This is a genomic window from Bacillus sp. FSL R9-9492, assembly GCF_038007365.1.
Taxonomy (GTDB): Bacteria; Bacillota; Bacilli; order Bacillales; family Bacillaceae_G; genus Bacillus_A; species Bacillus_A mycoides.
The window spans coordinates 1648859-1666802 of record NZ_JBBOXC010000001.1 but is presented as its reverse complement, the minus strand read 5'-3'; the positions used below and the strand labels follow the sequence as shown (position 1 = coordinate 1666802).

The 17944-nt window shown below is 34.4% G+C and carries 23 protein-coding genes and 1 riboswitch; of the genes, 8 read left to right on the top strand and 15 right to left on the bottom strand.

Translation table 11 applies throughout. From position 1 onward, the window contains the following. Positions 1–72: 72 nt before the first annotated feature. Positions 73–738, top strand: a complete 666-nt coding sequence (locus MKY70_RS08490) for a DUF421 domain-containing protein (protein ID WP_002126540.1) — start codon at positions 73–75, stop codon at positions 736–738. Between the two features lie 38 nt (positions 739–776). On the opposite strand, the gene MKY70_RS08485 is transcribed toward MKY70_RS08490, so the two are convergent. After that, positions 777–2132 carry an MATE family efflux transporter gene (locus MKY70_RS08485; protein ID WP_044438103.1) on the bottom strand — a complete coding sequence of 452 codons (1356 nt, stop codon included), beginning with the start codon at positions 2130–2132 and terminating at the stop codon, positions 777–779. A gap of 89 nt (positions 2133–2221) precedes the next feature. Beyond that, on the bottom strand, positions 2222–3052 hold the full coding sequence (locus tag MKY70_RS08480) for a MerR family transcriptional regulator (RefSeq protein ID WP_002086530.1): 831 nt from the start codon (positions 3050–3052) through the stop codon (positions 2222–2224). Between the two features lie 268 nt (positions 3053–3320). Here MKY70_RS08480 and MKY70_RS08475 point away from each other — a divergent pair, with 268 nt between their 5' ends. Continuing rightward, positions 3321–4484, top strand: a complete 1164-nt coding sequence (locus tag MKY70_RS08475) for a cation:proton antiporter (RefSeq protein WP_002011888.1) — start codon at positions 3321–3323, stop codon at positions 4482–4484. A gap of 63 nt (positions 4485–4547) precedes the next feature. Here MKY70_RS08475 and MKY70_RS08470 read toward each other — a convergent pair whose 3' ends face one another. The 8 genes from MKY70_RS08470 to MKY70_RS08435 all read right to left on the bottom strand — a co-directional run bounded on the left by MKY70_RS08470 (position 4548) and on the right by MKY70_RS08435 (position 11086). Then, positions 4548–4826 carry a DUF3986 family protein gene (locus tag MKY70_RS08470; RefSeq protein ID WP_044438089.1) on the bottom strand — a complete coding sequence of 93 codons (279 nt, stop codon included), beginning with the start codon at positions 4824–4826 and terminating at the stop codon, positions 4548–4550. A gap of 65 nt (positions 4827–4891) precedes the next feature. After that, positions 4892–6241, bottom strand: coding sequence for an aspartate aminotransferase family protein (locus MKY70_RS08465; protein ID WP_341023932.1), 1350 nt, complete (start codon positions 6239–6241; stop codon positions 4892–4894). A gap of 189 nt (positions 6242–6430) precedes the next feature. Further along, positions 6431–7981 carry a solute symporter family protein gene (locus MKY70_RS08460; protein WP_002011892.1) on the bottom strand — a complete coding sequence of 517 codons (1551 nt, stop codon included), beginning with the start codon at positions 7979–7981 and terminating at the stop codon, positions 6431–6433. 2 nt (positions 7982–7983) lie between these two features. After that, the gene (locus MKY70_RS08455; protein WP_002141080.1) at positions 7984–8325 is read right to left on the bottom strand and encodes a DUF485 domain-containing protein; all 342 of its coding nucleotides are present in this window, start codon (positions 8323–8325) and stop codon (positions 7984–7986) included. Between the two features lie 235 nt (positions 8326–8560). After that, the gene (locus tag MKY70_RS08450; protein WP_002126527.1) at positions 8561–9190 is read right to left on the bottom strand and encodes a sterol desaturase family protein; all 630 of its coding nucleotides are present in this window, start codon (positions 9188–9190) and stop codon (positions 8561–8563) included. 82 nt (positions 9191–9272) lie between these two features. Next, entirely contained in the window at positions 9273–9566 is a 294-nt protein-coding gene (locus tag MKY70_RS08445) for a hypothetical protein (RefSeq protein ID WP_002011898.1), read from the bottom strand. A gap of 19 nt (positions 9567–9585) precedes the next feature. After that, a complete protein-coding gene (locus MKY70_RS08440; RefSeq protein WP_002030886.1) occupies positions 9586–10218 on the bottom strand; it encodes a LysE family transporter in 633 nt (210 codons plus the stop codon). Positions 10219–10357: 139 nt separating this feature from the next. Continuing rightward, a complete protein-coding gene (locus MKY70_RS08435) occupies positions 10358–11086 on the bottom strand; it encodes a YqcI/YcgG family protein (protein ID WP_002141079.1) in 729 nt (242 codons plus the stop codon). 259 nt (positions 11087–11345) lie between these two features. On the opposite strand from MKY70_RS08435, the gene cspB reads away from it, so the two are divergent. Continuing rightward, positions 11346–11543 (top strand): cold shock-like protein CspB, encoded by a 198-nt coding sequence (gene cspB / locus MKY70_RS08430; RefSeq protein WP_002011904.1) that lies wholly within the window; start codon positions 11346–11348, stop codon positions 11541–11543. A 119-nt stretch (positions 11544–11662) separates the two neighbouring features. After that, complete coding sequence (locus tag MKY70_RS08425) at positions 11663–11911, top strand: DUF2564 family protein (protein ID WP_002011905.1); 249 nt, start codon at positions 11663–11665, stop codon at positions 11909–11911. Between the two features lie 33 nt (positions 11912–11944). On the opposite strand, the gene MKY70_RS08420 is transcribed toward MKY70_RS08425, so the two are convergent. From MKY70_RS08420 to MKY70_RS08410, 3 genes are all read right to left on the bottom strand, one after another. Then, the gene (locus MKY70_RS08420) at positions 11945–12121 is read right to left on the bottom strand and encodes a zinc-finger domain-containing protein (protein ID WP_002011906.1); all 177 of its coding nucleotides are present in this window, start codon (positions 12119–12121) and stop codon (positions 11945–11947) included. Positions 12122–12133: 12 nt separating this feature from the next. Then, positions 12134–12793: a ribonuclease H family protein gene (locus MKY70_RS08415; protein ID WP_341023928.1), complete on the bottom strand. Its 660-nt coding sequence runs from the start codon at positions 12791–12793 to the stop codon at positions 12134–12136. 267 nt (positions 12794–13060) lie between these two features. Next, entirely contained in the window at positions 13061–13549 is a 489-nt protein-coding gene (locus MKY70_RS08410; protein ID WP_002011909.1) for a QueT transporter family protein, read from the bottom strand. A gap of 6 nt (positions 13550–13555) precedes the next feature. Further along, positions 13556–13600: riboswitch (PreQ1 riboswitch) on the bottom strand. Between the two features lie 132 nt (positions 13601–13732). Here MKY70_RS08410 and MKY70_RS08405 point away from each other — a divergent pair. From MKY70_RS08405 to MKY70_RS08395, 3 genes are all read left to right on the top strand, one after another. Then, the gene (locus MKY70_RS08405; RefSeq protein ID WP_002141077.1) at positions 13733–14605 is read left to right on the top strand and encodes an aldose 1-epimerase family protein; all 873 of its coding nucleotides are present in this window, start codon (positions 13733–13735) and stop codon (positions 14603–14605) included. A 70-nt stretch (positions 14606–14675) separates the two neighbouring features. Further along, on the top strand, positions 14676–15062 hold the full coding sequence (locus tag MKY70_RS08400) for a reverse transcriptase-like protein (RefSeq protein ID WP_000573873.1): 387 nt from the start codon (positions 14676–14678) through the stop codon (positions 15060–15062). A gap of 13 nt (positions 15063–15075) precedes the next feature. Beyond that, positions 15076–15981, top strand: coding sequence for a DMT family transporter (locus MKY70_RS08395; protein ID WP_113736011.1), 906 nt, complete (start codon positions 15076–15078; stop codon positions 15979–15981). A gap of 2 nt (positions 15982–15983) precedes the next feature. On the opposite strand, the gene MKY70_RS08390 is transcribed toward MKY70_RS08395, so the two are convergent. Further along, the gene (locus MKY70_RS08390; RefSeq protein ID WP_001195213.1) at positions 15984–16244 is read right to left on the bottom strand and encodes a DUF6123 family protein; all 261 of its coding nucleotides are present in this window, start codon (positions 16242–16244) and stop codon (positions 15984–15986) included. Positions 16245–16426: 182 nt separating this feature from the next. On the opposite strand from MKY70_RS08390, the gene MKY70_RS08385 reads away from it, so the two are divergent. Then, positions 16427–16987, top strand: coding sequence for an isochorismatase family protein (locus MKY70_RS08385; RefSeq protein ID WP_341023923.1), 561 nt, complete (start codon positions 16427–16429; stop codon positions 16985–16987). Between the two features lie 42 nt (positions 16988–17029). On the opposite strand, the gene MKY70_RS08380 is transcribed toward MKY70_RS08385, so the two are convergent. Next, positions 17030–17890, bottom strand: a complete 861-nt coding sequence (locus MKY70_RS08380) for a GNAT family N-acetyltransferase (protein ID WP_341023922.1) — start codon at positions 17888–17890, stop codon at positions 17030–17032. Positions 17891–17944 lie beyond the last annotated feature (54 nt).

Genomic DNA, 17944 nt, shown 5'->3' with positions numbered 1-17944 from the left:
ATCCTCCAAAAGGTAATATTTCTATTAATTTCGGGAATAGTAAGTACAACTTCGCACGAAGGAGTGTCCCTATTGCTTCTCTTTTTATGTAACGTATCATTCTTTTTCATCTTATTTTTACTATCACTTAAGCTACTTGGTAAATCTGCATTAGCACAACTAACTCCTCATGATTTTGGGGCTATTATCTTTTTATCTTATTTAGCTTTTCAAGCCATACCAGTCGCTGGTGCTTTACAAGCATTTCTCGGTATGGTCGTTATTACATGTTTGCATTTGCTTCTTACAAAATTAAGCCTACTCAACAAACTAAATCGTTTTATTCTCGGACACCCCATTATTTTAATTAAACATGGTGATATTATTTTTGAGAACTTACAAAAAAGTAGATATCCGATCCCTGAATTGCTTTCTAACCTTCGCGTCGCAGGATATCCAAGTGTTCATGAAATCGAGTATGCGATATTAGAAGCGAATGGAGCTATTAGTATTTTACCAAAAAGAGAACTTGTGCCTCTGACTCCAAAAGATTTGAATATAAATGTTAAGTATGCAGGCTTACCAATTGCTCTTATCGTTGATTCACAAATTCAATACGATAACTTAAAATTAATCCATAAAAATGAAAAGTGGTTACATGCAGAGTTAATGGAGAAAGGCGTTACAAATATTAAAAATGTGGCTTTCGCTTCTGTGCAGGAGACAGATGGATCTTTTGCGATTAGTTTAAAAGAATGAAAAAAAATCCCCTTACTTGTTCAAGGGGATTTTCTTCACTATATTGCTTTTTTCTCTCTCGCCATGTTTAACGGAACAGGATGTTTCATACGATTCATCGTAAATACGATAATTGCTGTCAATACTTCCGCTACTGGCATAACGAGCCAAATTCCGTTTATACCAAATACTTTTGGCATAATCCATAACAATGGGATAACAAATAGTAAACCTCGGCTCATTATTATAAGTACTGATTTTTTCGTTTGTCGCACTGATTGGAAATACTCTCCATACACAATGTTATAGCCTAAAAATACATATTGAATAAAGAATAAACTAATACCTGTTAACGTTAACTCCAGTAGTTCTGGCGATTGAACATTAAATAAACCTATAATATATTTCCCGAAGAATAAACCGACAACAATTGCAATACCTCCGAGTACAAGCGCAATTTTTATAGCAAACTGCAATCCTTCACGCAATCTTTCTGATAAGTTTGCACCGTAATGGAAACTAGCGATTGGTTGTAACGCTGCACCAACACCGAAGAATAATAGCAATGTCATTGCATGAATACTATTCACCATCGCATAAGAAGCTACACCTAGTTCTCCTGCATATTGAACGAATGCAATGTTAAAACCGATTGTTACGATTGCAACTGTACTTTCTGCTGTAAAACTTGGGAAACCGATCACCATAATTTGTTTAACCGTATCCCATTCAAAATGGAATTTCGTCCATTTTAAAATACTACTTTTTCTAAAGAAGTGAGTTAATAATACAAGGAAACCAATTGCCGCCGAAAGAATAGTAGCTGAAGCAGCACCAGTTACACCCCATCCAAAGATGAAAATAAAAATATAGTCGAACACTATATTTAATACAGCCGTTACAACAAGACCTGCCATTGCTAAATTAGGATTTCCGTCATTTCTTATAAATGTACTTAAAATATTTTCTAAAACGTATATCATTCCAAATGTTAATAACACCTGTAAATAGTCTAATGCGTATGGTAAAATCACTTCATTCGCACCAAATAAATATGCTAAATCTTCTATTCTCCATAAGCAAATAGCCGCTAAAACGCCCACGATAACAACTGCTACTGTCATAGATTGAGTAAAGATAGACCTTGCTCTTTCCAGTTTATTTTCACCTAGTGCAATGGAATATAGCGTTGCTCCGCCCATTCCAATCCATAATGAAATAGAGAAGAAAATTGAAAATGCTGGAATAGCTACGTTTACTCCGGCTAAACCGTTCGCTCCAACTCCTCTACTAATCATGACTGCATCAATCACAATATTAACCGACATTAATACCATCCCAAGAACAGCTGGTATTAAATACGTAATAAATAAACTTTTAATTGGTTTTTCTCTTAATTTTTCTGTTGTTTCCATCATATAAATGCTCCTTTTTCAATGCTCTGTTCACAGTTTAAACCTTCAAGTTACTTGAAGGTCAATAGAGAATCGAAAAATATATAAGCCTATTTTTTAACAACAGGTATTTGAATTTCCGTTACTTGCTCCTTCGGATTTTCTGTTACGGACCAATCAATTAATGCAAGTTCCAGTGCATCTCCGCACACTTCATATCCTTCGTTATCAATGTGCTTTAATAATTCCGTATACGTTGCGTCTGTTTCTTCATATGGTCCATGGTGATAAGAACAGGCAAATATCCCTTCTTTTATTTCATCTGAAGTATGCGCTTCAAAAGGCATGTAATCCAATAAAATAAACACACTGTTATATGCTTGAAACTCATTTTGCATTAATGCTTTTTTTGAAACTGTTACACCGATATCACCTGAAAATAAACTATTATCAATTTGCTTCATATTTTTTTGCAACGAATGGATATAATATTCAAACATATCATCCGTTGTATTTGGTGCAACTGCAATTGCTGTAATTTTTCGTTTCGGTATCTTTTTATAAATAATTTGATTTGCTTCAGATTTCGTCGCTTTCTTCATTAAATGGATTTTATGTTCCATTTTTGCCAAAGCATACTCGATTTCTCTTTGTTTTTTCAGCATCATTTCTTGTTGTTTTTCAAGTAAATTCAGCGCATAAGATGGATTTCGTTCATCAATATATTTCTTTATTTCCTTTAACGGGATGTTCAATTGGCGTAAAAATTTAATCGTATCTAATAGTGAAAACTGATCAATTGTGTAATAACGATAATTGGTTTGAGGGTCAACAATTGACGGATGAAAAATCCCTTTTTCATCATAATAACGTAATGTAGATTCCGCTATATTATGCATTTTCGCCATTTCCCCAATTGTAAAACGTTGATTTAATAACATTTTTCTTTCTCCATTCATTATATGTAAACTTTATTACTTCCTATTATATATCTATATCCCCCGTTTCTAAAACGAATCCTCTCATGAAAATCTGCTATTTTTTCATTGATTTTTAATAAATTTTATTATATATTAATTACAGGTTCAAATTACAAGTTCAAAAGAACTCGTAAATAGACCCTTTGTTTAATGGATCTTTACATATTATCATTAGGCAAATTCCGAGAAATCGTATGATAAAAATAAAAAATGATGAGGAGAGGATCAAATGGAATTCGAATTTTTCTTTCAGATTGCACTTATTTTATTAAGTACAAAGCTCGCTGGTGACCTTAGTGTTAGATTAGGTCAACCTTCTGTACTCGGTAAATTAATCGTTGGTATCGTTATCGGTCCAGCTATATTCGGATGGATTGAAAATTCAGAGCTTCTAACACAATTAAGTAATGTCGGAGTTATTCTTTTAATGTTTATGGCAGGACTTGAAACAGATTTAGAAGAATTAAACGCAAATCGTAATTCTTCTTTAGCTGTTGCACTTGGAGGTATCGTTCTTCCATTCGTAGGTGGTTACGTTGCCGGTCTTGTTGTCGGTATGGAACAAGGGAATGCTGTCTTTTTAGGATTACTTCTATGTGCAACAAGTGTTAGTATTTCCGTTCAAACACTTCGTGATTTAGGTAAAATGAAAACACGTGAAAGTACGACGATGCTTGGAGCCGCTGTATTTGATGACATTCTTGTTGTTATTTTATTAGCATTTGCAATGAGCTTCTTAGGCACAGATGACGTTAACTTAACAATGATTATCTTGAAGAAAGTAGTATTCTTTGCTTCTATCATTTTAATTGGTTGGAAAGGTGTTCCAGCAATCATGCGTTGGTTATCACCGCTTCGCGTATCTGAGTCTATCGTTAGTGCTGCGCTTATCATCTGTTTCTCATTCGCATACTTCGGCGAACTATTAGGAATTGCTGGTATTATCGGTGCTTTCGCAGCTGGTATCGCTATTTCTCAAACGAACTACAAACATGAAGTAGAAAAGAAAGTAGAACCAATTGCTTACGCTATGTTCGTTCCAGTATTCTTTGTTAGTATCGGTATGAATATTACATTTGACGGTATTGGCGATCAAATTTGGTTCATCTTAGCATTAACAGTTATCGCTGTATTCACAAAACTAATCGGTTGTGGATTTGGTGCACGAATCACTGGATTTGATGCAAAGTCTTCTGCAATTATCGGTGCTGGTATGGTTTCTCGTGGTGAAGTTGCACTTATCATCGCAGGAACAGGACTTTCTTCTGGCCTATTAGCACAAGATTACTTTACAGCAATCGTTATCGTAGTTATTTTAACAACGATGATTACACCACCAATGTTAAAATACACTTTTGGTGCAAAAGATAAAGCAATGAAAGCAAGTAAATAAGTTTCATATAATAAAAGGAGATTGCTCTCTTATAAGATAGCAATCTCCTTTTTCATTTTATCTTTAAACAATTCCATTCATTTTTAACCAGTTTTCAAACATAGTTCGCGCTTCTTCATCATCGATATCATTACTAAATGAATACACCTTAATGCCATAATCATCTATATATTCACCTAGCTTCATTTCCTCCACTTTTTTGTAAAAATCATCTACCTCATAGTGTGGAATATATGCATCCCAAACTGCCTCATTTATTCTTTTGTACGCTGTCACTTCTAAATCATATCCGTCTTCATAATAACCAATGTGATAATGTTTGTTAGGATCATATTTCTCCATTAAAAGCTCCTCCTTGTAAACAAAAGCGAGCCTTATATTACAGCTCGCTCCTCTCGTTCTATTTATTAAATACGTTCCATCGCTGTCTTCAACGTTCCGACAATAAAAGCAATTTCTTCACCTGAAATAACAAGCGGCGGTGCTAATGTTAAAACGTTATTATAACCTGCTGTTGTCATACCGTTACGCCCAATAATAAGCCCTTTTTCTTTACAAGCATTTACAACACTTGCAATTTTGTCATTATCAATTGGTTCTTTCGTCGCTTTATCATTTACTAGTTCGATTCCAACTAATAGCCCTTTCCCTCTAATATTACCAACAAGTGGATGTTCTCCGATTTCTTCTTTTAATTGATTTAATAAAAGCGAACCCATTTGTGCAGAGCGCTCAATTAAATTTTCATTTTCCATAATCTCTAAGTTTTTAAGCGCTAATGCACAAGCCGCTGGATTTCCACCAAATGTATTAATATGGCGGAAGAATTCATATTCTCCTGTTCCTTTAAATGCCTCATAAATTTCTTTTTTTACAGCTGTTGCTGATAATGGTAAATATGCGCTCGTAATACCTTTTGCCATCGTAACGATATCAGGCTTAACGTCATAGTTCATAAACCCAAATGCTTTTCCTGTACGCCCGAAACCACAAATAACTTCATCACTTATAAGTAGTGCTCCGTGTTTTTGACATGTTTCGTGAATTGCTTTCATATAGTCTTGTGGTGGCATTAAAATACCTCCGCCTGTAATAATTGGCTCCATAATAAATGCTGCTATCGTTTCACTTAATTCCCATGTCATAACACGATCTACTTCTTTTACGCATTCTACATCATAAATATTTTCTGATTCCATTTCTGGCATGCGGTAACAATCTGGAGGCGTTACATGTAAAAACCCTGAAGCAAATGGCTCATATTGGTATCTACGTTGTGCTTGGCCAGTTGCCGCCATCGTTGCCATTGTGTTTCCGTGATAACCACGATAACGTGACATAAATTTGTAACGATGCGGTTCACCTTTTTGAGCATAATATTGTCTTGCTATTTTAAAAGCGGTTTCATTCGCTTCTGATCCACTATTAGAGAAGAAAATAACATACTCTCCACCAAGCCACTCGTTTAACTTTTCAGCGAGCTTAATTGCTGGTTCATGTGATTGTGACATCGGAAAATATGATAATGTTTGCAATTGCTTATAAGCTGCCTCTGCAAGCTCTTTTCTTCCATATCCGCTATTTACACACCAAAGACCACTCATACCATCTAAGTATCTTTTTCCTTGTATATCTTCAACCCAGCACCCTTCTGCTTTTGCCCCTACCATTGTACTACTTGGACTAAAGGGACGCATTCCGTGCCACACATATTGCTCATCTTTTGCTAATAATTCATCGGTTTGTTTTGTCTTCATCATTTCTTCCACCTTCCATAACAACTTATTTTTCACAAAGCTGCGCTGGTGCCATGATGAGTTAAATTTCTCCCTGCCTATTTTCATTCCACAAACACAAGACAAATCCTACCAAAATTAAAGTAATATTTATAAGAAAATGTCAAAAGAAAGAGGAGCTTTTCTTATATTTCGAAAAGCTCCTCTTTTTTAATGCGAAGATGCATCACTAATACCATGACCAGTATTAGATTTCACAAGAATTTCATCAAATTTCGCTGCATCTTCTTTCTTACTAGAGAAAACAGTTCCTAAATATGCTGCAAGAAACCCGAGCGGGATCGAAATAATTCCAGGTGTCGTATATGGGAATATCGCTTCTCCAACAAAAATAGCTTTTCCAGCTACTGGGTTCCAAACATTTGGACTTAACGCTACAAGAACAATCGCTGATACAAGACCAACAATCATACCAGAAATTGCTCCTGTTGTATTAAAACGCTTCCAATAGATTGTAAATAATATAACCGGTAAATTTGCACTCGCTGCAACCGCAAATGCTAGTGATACTAAAAATGCTACGTTTAATGTTTGAGCAAATAAAGCAAGTATAATAGATACTATCGCTACTCCAATAGACGCGTAACGAGCCATTGACACTTGCTCTTTTTCCGTTGATTTTCCTTTACGGATAATCTCATTATAAAAATCATGCGCGAATGCTGATGCTGCTGTTAACACAAGTCCTGCTACTACAGCTAAAATAGTTGCAAAAGCAATTGCTGATACGAAAGCAAATAAGAAATCTCCGCCTAATGCTTTTGCTAATAAAGGTGCTGCCATATTACCAGCAGGGTTTGCTTTAATAATCGCCTCATTTCCTACAAACGCTGCTGCCCCAAACCCTAAGAAAATTGTCATAATATAAAACGCGCCAATTAACCACGTCGCATATACAACAGATTGACGTGCAGTTTTTGCATCACGTACTGTAAAAAAGCGGACAAGAATATGTGGTAATCCCGCTGTACCAAGGACTAGTCCTAAATTTAAAGAAAGTGTATCAAGACCATCCTTATACTTTACTCCTGGATTTAAAAACGAATCTTTTAATGGAGTAGCTGTTTTCATGTGAGCGAACATTTCAGTCACACTGAAATTAAATTTGGAGAAAACGATAACAGAAATAATAAATGTCCCTGCCATAAGTAGTACAGCCTTTACAATTTGAACCCAGCTCGTAGCTGTCATTCCTCCAAAAATAACATACACAGTCATAAGTGTACCTACGATTAATACAGATGTTGTATATTCAATACCTAATAATAGTTTAATAAGTGCACCCGCACCAACTAATTGTGCAATCATATAAAAAATTGAAATCGTCATCGTATTAAGCGCTGCTATACCACGAACTTTTTTCGCATCAAAACGTGCCGCAATCATATCCGCTAAAGTGTACTTCCCTAAATTTCTAAGCGGTTCTGCGACAAGATATAGAACAACTAAATAAGCAACTAAAAAGCCGATACTATAAAAGAACCCATCAAACCCAGTTAACGCTATCGCTCCGGCTATACCAAGAAATGACGCAGCAGACATGTAATCCCCAGCAATAGCCAGACCATTTTGCCAGCCAGTTAATCCCCCTCCAGCCGTATAAAATTCACTCGCATTTTTCGTTTTTTTTGATGCAAAATAGGTTATGACGAGCGTACCAAGGACAATAATTAAAAATAGTGCAAACGCAGTAGTATTCAAATTCAGCCCCTCCCTTTTTGCATATCTTGCAGAATTTTTTGCGAAATTTCATCAAAGGATTCGGCTTTCTTACTGTAAATCATACATAATGACCATGTCATAATAAATTGCGCAAAAGCAAATACCCATGCCCATGTCACATCACCAAACGCCGGTGTATTAAGCACCTTTGAATACGATGTTAAAATAGGTAGTGCTATAAAAAAACTTAAAAAGAAAATACTCATCGGAATGATAAACTTCTTTTTCGTATTTAATAACAATTGAAACTCTTCAGACTGAACAACTTCTGTATAGTTCACCTCATTTTGTAACTTACGTGCTGACGTATCATCTCGTTTCATTCTCTGGTCCCCTCTCTTAACTTAAAATACAATTCCTCCTTGCATACGTAAAGACTAAATTTTATAAATATTCAGAAACTTATTTCCATTTTAGACAATCCATACATTCCTGCAAAGATTTTCCGATAGACATTTTCCGTCATTTTCTCCTAAATTTTCAATATACTTTTTTAACATAAAATTTGATTGATTCGATTAAACTTTTATTCCCATTAATAGAATAAAAAAGTAGTGCTTATCGCACTACTTCTTTCTTTGTCTCCTTTTCTAAATTACGAGCTGTTTCACTTAATTCAACGTCTTTTCCATCTTTAAGTGTTCTAAATATAAAATCGAATACTGGATTTGAAACTCCGAACCAAAACTTTTCATTTTTATAATGGTGTAATATGTGCTGTTTTTTTAGCCATCTTCCAAACTTAGTGAAGGGACGAATCGGTTTATGTGCAATATAATGTTTCCATTCATAAACGAGGAGCATGATAATCATTCCGATTCCGAATGAAAGTGTAACAGTAACACTTTTTGTAATACCATACGTTATAAGTAAATATATAGTAAAGCTAGGTATACTAAACCATACAGGCAAAAATAAAAGTTTTAAATCATCTGGATATACGTGATGATCATAATGTAATCTTCTTAACATTTTTAATAAAAATGCGTTTTTAGGCGGCTTTAAATGGAATAAAAAACGGTGTGTCATATATTCGTTAAACGTATAAAAAACAATCCCAAACATACACGCTAACATACCAATCCATGTAAAAAATTGCATTTTTAAAATAATAATAAAAATTAATAGAACACTATACATAATAACAATATCATGTTGTAAAAAAAACTCTTTCACCACTCTCTTCATCTTACTTCCCCCTTTTCCACAAAAACAGCCGCAACATATCGTTACGACCATTTTTTTCTATTTTATTCTTATTCCATTCACTTTACAAATTTGCCTGCTGTTCTATTGTCGAGAAAAAAGTGTTCGGACCAAATATATTTTGCTTCGGAATAATGTGTTCTACTGCAAACACTGTTACTTCTCCTCTTTGTACTTCTCCAATAATGAGACCAAATACTTCATGATTTACCGCAAACGTTGGTTGTTTCGTTTGCAGTAACCTTGCTGCATTTTTAAATACCGCTTCATATAGTGGATTCCTATCAGTAATTTCTTTTCGGATTTTTGGTGCTAAAGTGATGATAATTTCTTTTCCGTCAATAGTGGTTCGATACATAAAAATCTCCCCTTCAATCTTATATGAACAACTGTAAAGCTTTGTATGCAAAATGGATAGAATATCCTACTAAAATAATACCTGCTCCGGCTGTAATATAGCCAAGTGCTTTTTTCTTTAATAAAGTTCTTCCAAAATGTACAGAAAAAGCAATATTTAAATTCCACAAAATAATACCAACAATAATACAAAGACTGTACAAAAAAGCTTCTTGTTTCGTTACCTTTGTAAGCAACGAGCTAAGTGTACTTCCATATATACCAAACCAAAAAACGAGATTTAATGGATTGGATATCGCAATTAGAAATCCTGCCATAAAAGATTGTTTAAGTCCACCTATCTCTTCTTGTTTATATTCCATATTAGAGTGAGAAATTCCTTGTTTTACACTTTGAAACCCTAAATAAAACAACAAGAAAAAACCAGCGCAATACATAAAAGCTTGTACATATGTATACATAAACACAGAAGATAAACCAAAATAAATAAGCAGCATAAACAAAATATCAGCAGTCATTCCTCCGATTCCAACAATCCACGCATGCCAAAATCCACGTTCAATTCCTCGTTTTAACATTTCAATATTAATCGGACCTACAGGTGCAGCTAATGAAATACCTAATACTATTTGTTGTATAATTGCTCCAAACATCGCTCTATCCTTTCTACTTCTTTTACTATTAAGTAATGATGCAAATAAAGAAAATAGACTAGCTTTCATAAAAATTATTCACTAATACAATACCCTTTTTTATCCAAAATATGCAAAAGAGCCATCCAATTGATGGCTCTTATTTCTCTACTCTATGATGAAAAGGACATTTACCTTTAATCGGCTCAATATCATCCCCTATGAAATATTGTTTCCATTCACGATGATTAGGATCGCCGTAGTGACTAATGTTAGGGTGCTTCGGCAACTGATCCCACTTTTCAACTCGTTCACGGACCATTTGTCTTGAATACGACCCTTTAGGACGATCTCCTTCTAATCCATCGAAAATAGTTCGTGGCTGAAATCCAATAACGAGAGAATTTCCTAAATGCCTAGTCTTTCGCTGTTTATAAGCTGGCGCATTCCCAAATGCAAATATTGGTTCACCACCAAATGAAAATTCCCATAAATGATGGTCTGGATTTTTCGGGATTTGCTTTGGCCATAATTGATTATCTTGTTCATGCAAATATTGTAGTACTTTCCAAAAATAATCTCGATAATATTCGATTGATTTTTCTTCACATTCCGGTTCCACAAAAAGAAAAAATCCTCTTCTTACAATCGGCCGCTCTTTCATTAGCTCCAAAAAAGTTAACATTGTATTGGGCAAATGACTCCAATCATTATGAGAGAGAAATGAATAACGAAGTTCATTCTTCTTCAAAGCTGTTAAACCGAAATAACACGGGAAGGTTGGTTCTAACACGACACTCGAAAAATCATGAAATTCTTTTGCAACCCAATTCGGTATGTCGACTCTATTTTTCATCCCTTCATTATCTAATAAATAAGACTTATCCATTCTTTCACCTCATTATGTACAGCATTCACTTAAGAATATTACATACTCGGCTTGTCCTATACCTTTTTAAAAATTCGAGAAAAATTAATTCAAAATACAAAATTTTAAAAACGCTTACTTGACTAAATTCTACCAATTCATGTATATTTAAATTAATCATTTAGCAGAATATTCGATAATATAGCATTTTTTATTTTTATTATTTTTTAATGAATTTCACTAAATGAAAAAAGGAATCGTTTTTAGGAGGAATTGTGACATGCAAGGAAAAGTAAAATGGTTTAACAATGAAAAAGGTTTTGGATTTATCGAAATGGAAGGCTCTGAAGATGTATTCGTACATTTCTCTGCTATTCAAAGCGACGGCTACAAAGCTTTAGAGGAAGGTCAAGAAGTATCTTTCGACATTACTGAAGGAAACCGTGGACCTCAAGCTGCTAACGTAGCAAAACTTTAATCCCACATATGACAGGAGGTTACCTTACTTGGTAACCTCCTTTGTTATTCCTTTGTATATTTCCGTTTTCCAGAGCAAAAACTATGTGAAATGCGCAAAATACAAAGGAGGCAATAACAATGGGGTCACATGTAAATGATTTTGAAGAGGTAAAATTCCGTGTAGAAACTGCACAAAAAATGGTAGGTTCTGCAACAATTTCAATGGATCCAGACACATTAGAGCATGCCACTACTGCAGTAGAATCGGCTCGTTCTCAGCTTGAAATCATGAAATCCGTTGCAACGGATTTAGATGAGCCATTTCTAATGAATGAAGAAAAAAAATTAAGTAAATGCGAGCATCAATTACATGAAGCGAAGCACTAAAAAACATCCAGAGAAAATTCTCTGGATGTTTTTTTATGACAATTGCTCCCCATACTTTTTCAACTTCTCTCCAACCGTACATTGCCGTATACAAAAAGAATGGGCATAGTATTTACTATGATTTTTCCGATTATGTTCCTGCAGGAAACACCCTCCGCAATACGTTTCTAATAAGTCATTTACCTCTGTAATGAGTTGCTTCTTCTTCACGTGTGCACCTCTCTATTCGGTTATTTCTTTATGACTATCAATTGTCGTCCCTTCTAATGCTTGCGCTGCTAATTGATGTGCCTCTTTATTTTGTTTTCTAGATATCGGTTCACAAATAAGCTTTAATTTCATTTGCTTCGCTTTTTGTTCAATTTGATCTAAGTAATGATTTAAATGTTCATCATAGCAAGGCCATTCACCAGCTAATTGCTGCAGTACAACTTGAGAATCTCCACGAAGTGTAACTGCTTCATATTTAATTCCTAATCCCTCGAGTGTATTCATCCCGTATAATAATGCTGCATACTCCGCTTCGTTATTATCATATATGCCTTCTATGTATGCATTGCGACGAATTCGATAATTTGTATTTCCTTTTTTATAGTATACACATATACCAACCCCAGCTTCTTTCGTCTGCACATCATAACCACCATCAAAATAAACTTGAATTTCTTGCGGATCTTCCTCCACTTGCTTACTCAGTTTTTTCATTTCTTTTAATGACCATTCCGCGTCCATTTCATCGAAAAATAAAAGTTCTTTCACCCTACCTGTTTTCTCAAAATCCTCCGCAAATTGAAGCACTTCTTCTATGTTCATATAATCTGTTGTTAATTCAGTTTGTAAACCACGCTTCGTTTTATACAACCAATGTATTTTATATTTCATACTAGATTCCCCTTTTATAAGACTTCTTATATTTATCCCGCATGAACGGTCAGTAAGACTCCCACCTTAAAATTTAACGAAAGCAAAGAAGTTAGGCGGAAGATCAACTGTCCGTAAATGCCCGATTGGTTCAACTAATAATCAGTGGGGTCCCCCCACTGATTAAAGTTTCACTTTATTTTATTATATCTTATCAAAAGTCACAGTATTATATACAATTTAATCACATACAAAAAGAGCCATCCTAAGTAAGGACAGCTCTTTCATCTATTGCATAAATCTTTCAAATTGCACTCGCTTATTAATCCAGTACATTACAGGCATACCAATTGCCATTACAACAAATTCACCAACTGCACAAGTTAGCCATGTCAATAAAAATGGCAGATCAAACGCAAGATGAAGTTCAATTGCAATCATAAACATTGTGACTGTAAAAATAACTGTATTAAAAATCATACGAGCCCAAACACCTTTAATGAAGCGCATAGAAATAATAGTTGCAAGTAATGCAAGAATGGATTGCCCTACTCCAAATACTAAATCATAAGCGATCATAGGTGAGAAAAAGAGATTCGTTAAAAATACACCTAATACAATCCCGTAAATTGCTTTCTTATTGAATACAACGAGATGATTAAACATCTCTGAAATACGAAACTGTACACTGGTAAAGCCAAATGGCTGAATAAGCATAGAAACAGCAATATATAATGCCGCTAAAATACCATTACCGACTAATGTCCTTATATTCATGACAAAATCTCCTTAGTTTTTTTACGTGGGATGGTTTCGAACCACGTTATTCTTTTTTTAAGCAACAAGAATATATTCTACGCAATAGACACTCTCTCGTCAATAGATTCCTATCATTAACTACCTTTTTTCTTTTAGAAAACGTATAATAAAACATATGAAAGTTTTAGGAGGTTTCACTTCATGACAGCAACAATTCAAAATGAAAAAGTGATCGTTTCCATTTCTGACAAAGGTGCAGAATTACAAAGCGTTCGCTTAAAAGAAGATAACACTGAATACTTATGGCAAGGCGATTCTACTTATTGGGGGCGCCGCGCACCAATTTTATTCCCAATTGTCGGCCGATTAGTAGATAATACATACTACGTAGATGGTAAACCGTATTCTTTAACACAACATGGCTTTGCTCGTGATCTTACATTCTCTGTACAAGAACAAAGTGAAACGAAAATCACTTATATTGTAACTAGTAATGAAGAAACATTAAAAAAATACCCATACGAATTCGAATTACTCGTTTCTTATGAGCTAGACGGACAAATCGTCCATGTAACATATGAAGTAAATAATCCTGCTTCAAAAGAGATGTTCTTCTCAATCGGAGCACATCCTGGTTTCAACTTCCCCTTATTAGAGGGCGAATCATTTACTGATTATCATTTAGCATTTAATGGTTCTGAACGCTTAGAAACAAGCGTATTAGAAGGACCTTATCTTTCAAGTAAAAAACAATTAATTGCTGAAAATACGAATGAATTACCACTTACATACGATTTATTCAAAAATGATGCGCTTATTTTTGAAAATATGAATACGGATGAAATCTCTATTCGTTCTCATAAACATAATAAATTTGTAAAAGTAGAATTTGACGGATTCCCATTTGTCGGCGTATGGACACCAGGCGAAAACGCACCTTTCTTATGTATTGAACCTTGGTACGGTATTGCTGATGAAGTAAATCCGGCAAAAGATTTCAAGGAAAAAAAAGGAATTCAATCTTTACAAGCGAATGAAACATTTACATGTCGTTATAGTATTACAATCGGCTAAAGTACTCTATCCCCTACTTCAAAGAAACATATAAGTAGGGGATCATCTTATAATTTGGAGGTTTCTCATTTTGATTGAAGTATATATTGATGGTGCATCAAAAGGAAATCCTGGTCCTTCTGGTGCTGGAGTGTTTATTAAAGGGGTGCAACCAGCTGTACAATTATCATTGCCCCTTGGGACAATGTCCAATCATGAAGCAGAATACCACGCCTTACTTGCGGCATTAAAATATTGCACGGAGCATAATTATAACATTGTCTCTTTTCGTACAGATTCGCAACTTGTCGAGCGAGCTGTCGAAAAAGAATACGCAAAAAATAAAATGTTTGCACCACTATTAGAAGAAGCATTACAGTACATAAAAAGTTTCGATCTCTTTTTTATTAAGTGGATTCCAAGTAGTCAAAATAAAGTTGCTGATGAATTAGCTAGAAAAGCTATCTTACAAAATTAACGGGGGTATGAGTGTGAAAAAAGATTGGGTTGCTCCTCTTGCTTTATTATTTGTCTCTTTTATTTGGGGAGCTACATTTGTTGTCGTTCAAAATGCTATGTCTTTCGTTGGTCCATTTACTTTTAATGGTATTCGCTTTTTATTCGCTGGAATTATTTTATTATTCGTTCAAATGATTTTCTCAAAAAAATCTTCAAAACAAGATATAAAACAGAGTAGTCTCGCTGGATTAATCGTTGGATTTTTTTTATGCGTTGGCTATGTATTACAAACATTCGGCTTACTTTATACAACTTCTTCAAAAGCTGGTTTCTTAACAGGACTTAGTATCGTTATGGTACCCATTTTGTCTTTTATCTTTTTAAAACAAAAAGCTACCATTTTTATCGTAATGGGCATTGCTGTAGCAACAGCAGGTTTATACTTATTAACGGCTGGTGATTCTTTTCAATTAAACATTGGAGATATACTCGTTCTCGGTTGTGCAGTTGCTTTTGCTGCCCATATTCTTGTTAACGGTTTCTTTTCTAAGAAAATATCACCTTTATTACTAAGCACCTCTCAAGTATTAGCTGTCGGTATATTTTCTTCTATTTGCGCTTTTTTGTTTGAAGATTGGGAAAAATTATTTTCAGTTTCACTATGGACGAATCAATCCTTTTTATTCGCTCTATTTCTAACTTCCCTATTTGCGACATCCATTGCTTTTTTCATTCAAACATCGGCACAAAAACATACTTCTCCAACAAGAGTAGCAATTATTTTCGCAATGGAGCCCGTTTTTGCTGCATTAACAGGCGTTCTAGTTGCAAATGAACAGCTTTCTATTTCTGCTATTATTGGATGTCTATGTATTTTCCTAGGTATGGTTTTTGTTGAATTACCTTCCAAAACAAAAAAAGAAGCGCAGGCTGCGTGAAGTTACGCTTGTAACTTCCGCATAAAAGCCTTAGCGCTTTTTTTATCTGTAATTTCTTCTTCTTTCAATCGTTCTAATAACGCAACAAAATAACTGCCATCAAACTGTAATTGATGTTTAATCGTCGCTTCTATTGCTACGTTCACAATCCCATCAGATGCACCAGTATATCCTTGTCCGAACATAATAAATCCTTGTGCTTCCTCTGATAATTTAAATCCTTTCGTATGTAAGAATGAAAGATAATCTTCTACTGTTTGCATGATATTCCCACCTACTCAAAAATTCTCCACTTCCTATCATACATGTTTTTATACTCTATGAGAATGAAATTTATTTGACAACTTTGTAAATCTATCGTCTACTTCTTAGAAAAAAAAGGAGTTCCTTACAATATAAAAGAATATGTAAAGGGGAATTTATTTTATATTAAAGGGGATATCGAATGAAACAAGCACTATTAATTATCGATGCTCAGCAAGAATTAATTAATGGAAATGAACAAGAAAATGAAGTTTTTCGTAAAACCGAGCTATTATCTACACTAAATACAGCCGTACAGAAAGCAATAGATGCAAATGCCCTTACTGTTTTCGTAAGAGATATCGATGTTGCTTCTGGTAGCGGAGAAGGATTTGAAGTACATAATCAAATTAAAGTACCTCAGTCTGCAATCCTTATTAATAAAGCAGCAACAAACTCATTCTATGGCACTTCTTTACTTGAACTTTTAAAAGAAGAAAAAATTAATCATATTGTTATAGGGGGATGTAAAACAGAACATTGCATTGACACCGCAGTTAGAACAGCTACTGTACAAGGATTTGACGTTACATTAATTAAAAATGGTCATTCCACAACTGATTCTGACGTATTGTCTGCAGAGCAAATTATTGGTCATCATAATAAAACTCTACATGGACATTATAACGTTGATCATTTTTCAATGGTTAGAGATGTCGAGGAAGACCTTTTTCAACCTATTCATGATCAATATCGCGATTAATTTGGCTATAAAAAAGAATCCTTTTCACAAAAGGATTCTTTTTTATCCAAAAATTTGCGCTGCAATACTGTATAGTTCTCCATTTCTTTTCAAAAATTGATCACTATTTTTCATCATAATTGGTGGTGTATTAACCTTTTTAAAACCGATAATCTCTAATTCTTTCATGAAATCTTTCTTTCCTTCTGGTACATCAATTCTCAATTTACCATTATGTTCTCTTACTAAATAATGTACCATTCTCATTGCCATCTTATCATTTTTAGCAACAATTGGTCCTATTATTTTATTTTCTGGCGTTTGTATACTTATACCATATCCTAATACATTTTGTTCTTTATCCTTCACAACGATACACTGTTCACTTTGCACGATTCTTTTCTTTAAAAACTCTTCTCTATTTGTTCCAAATGCATCTTTATCTATTTGTATTATATCTTCTAAATCACGTTCTTCATAATTCACAATATACTCTTCATTTCCTACACAATGGTAATTCGCATTGTACGAGTTACATATGTATTTAGAAACATAACTAACAGCCCTGAATCCTAGTTTTTCATATAAAATTTTCCCCTCATCCGTGGCAATAAGCATAATTGGGGTTTGAGTTGATACGCTTTTAACACATGAATCCATTATTATCTTTCCAATCCCTCTTCCTTTATAATCTGGATGTACAATTACCATTCCAATTGAAGCTAATGTCTCCCCGTATAGTATAATTGCTGCGCTAGCAATAAGCTCTTCCCTCTCATTTACTACACCATATACTATACCCGTATGCAAAATCGTCTCAATTTCCTCTCTGTTGTAATCCCAGCCAATATGAGAAGATAATGCTACAATATCCTCTATTTTTCCTTTCCTAAGACGCTCCACTCTAATTTCCAATTCACTCATTCTCCATCCCCATATTTAGACGTTTGCATCATTCTTTCCGAATTAACTTGTACA

Coding starts and splice junctions, on each gene's coding strand:
- MKY70_RS08465 (WP_341023932.1), bottom strand. CDS start 6,241: ATGAAGACAAAACAAACCGATGAATTATTAGCAAAAGATGAGCAATAT.
- MKY70_RS08410 (WP_002011909.1), bottom strand. CDS start 13,549: ATGAATATAAGGACATTAGTCGGTAATGGTATTTTAGCGGCATTATAT.
- MKY70_RS08405 (WP_002141077.1), top strand. CDS start 13,733: ATGACAGCAACAATTCAAAATGAAAAAGTGATCGTTTCCATTTCTGAC.
- MKY70_RS08475 (WP_002011888.1), top strand. CDS start 3,321: ATGGAATTCGAATTTTTCTTTCAGATTGCACTTATTTTATTAAGTACA.
- MKY70_RS08385 (WP_341023923.1), top strand. CDS start 16,427: ATGAAACAAGCACTATTAATTATCGATGCTCAGCAAGAATTAATTAAT.
- MKY70_RS08415 (WP_341023928.1), bottom strand. CDS start 12,793: ATGAAATATAAAATACATTGGTTGTATAAAACGAAGCGTGGTTTACAA.
- MKY70_RS08450 (WP_002126527.1), bottom strand. CDS start 9,190: ATGAAGAGAGTGGTGAAAGAGTTTTTTTTACAACATGATATTGTTATT.
- MKY70_RS08485 (WP_044438103.1), bottom strand. CDS start 2,132: ATGGAAACAACAGAAAAATTAAGAGAAAAACCAATTAAAAGTTTATTT.
- MKY70_RS08480 (WP_002086530.1), bottom strand. CDS start 3,052: ATGTTATTAAATCAACGTTTTACAATTGGGGAAATGGCGAAAATGCAT.
- MKY70_RS08440 (WP_002030886.1), bottom strand. CDS start 10,218: ATGTTTGGAGCAATTATACAACAAATAGTATTAGGTATTTCATTAGCT.
- MKY70_RS08390 (WP_001195213.1), bottom strand. CDS start 16,244: ATGCAAACAGTAGAAGATTATCTTTCATTCTTACATACGAAAGGATTT.
- MKY70_RS08445 (WP_002011898.1), bottom strand. CDS start 9,566: ATGTATCGAACCACTATTGACGGAAAAGAAATTATCATCACTTTAGCA.
- cspB (WP_002011904.1), top strand. CDS start 11,346: ATGCAAGGAAAAGTAAAATGGTTTAACAATGAAAAAGGTTTTGGATTT.
- MKY70_RS08380 (WP_341023922.1), bottom strand. CDS start 17,890: ATGAGTGAATTGGAAATTAGAGTGGAGCGTCTTAGGAAAGGAAAAATA.
- MKY70_RS08455 (WP_002141080.1), bottom strand. CDS start 8,325: ATGAAACGAGATGATACGTCAGCACGTAAGTTACAAAATGAGGTGAAC.
- MKY70_RS08470 (WP_044438089.1), bottom strand. CDS start 4,826: ATGGAGAAATATGATCCTAACAAACATTATCACATTGGTTATTATGAA.
- MKY70_RS08425 (WP_002011905.1), top strand. CDS start 11,663: ATGGGGTCACATGTAAATGATTTTGAAGAGGTAAAATTCCGTGTAGAA.
- MKY70_RS08435 (WP_002141079.1), bottom strand. CDS start 11,086: ATGGATAAGTCTTATTTATTAGATAATGAAGGGATGAAAAATAGAGTC.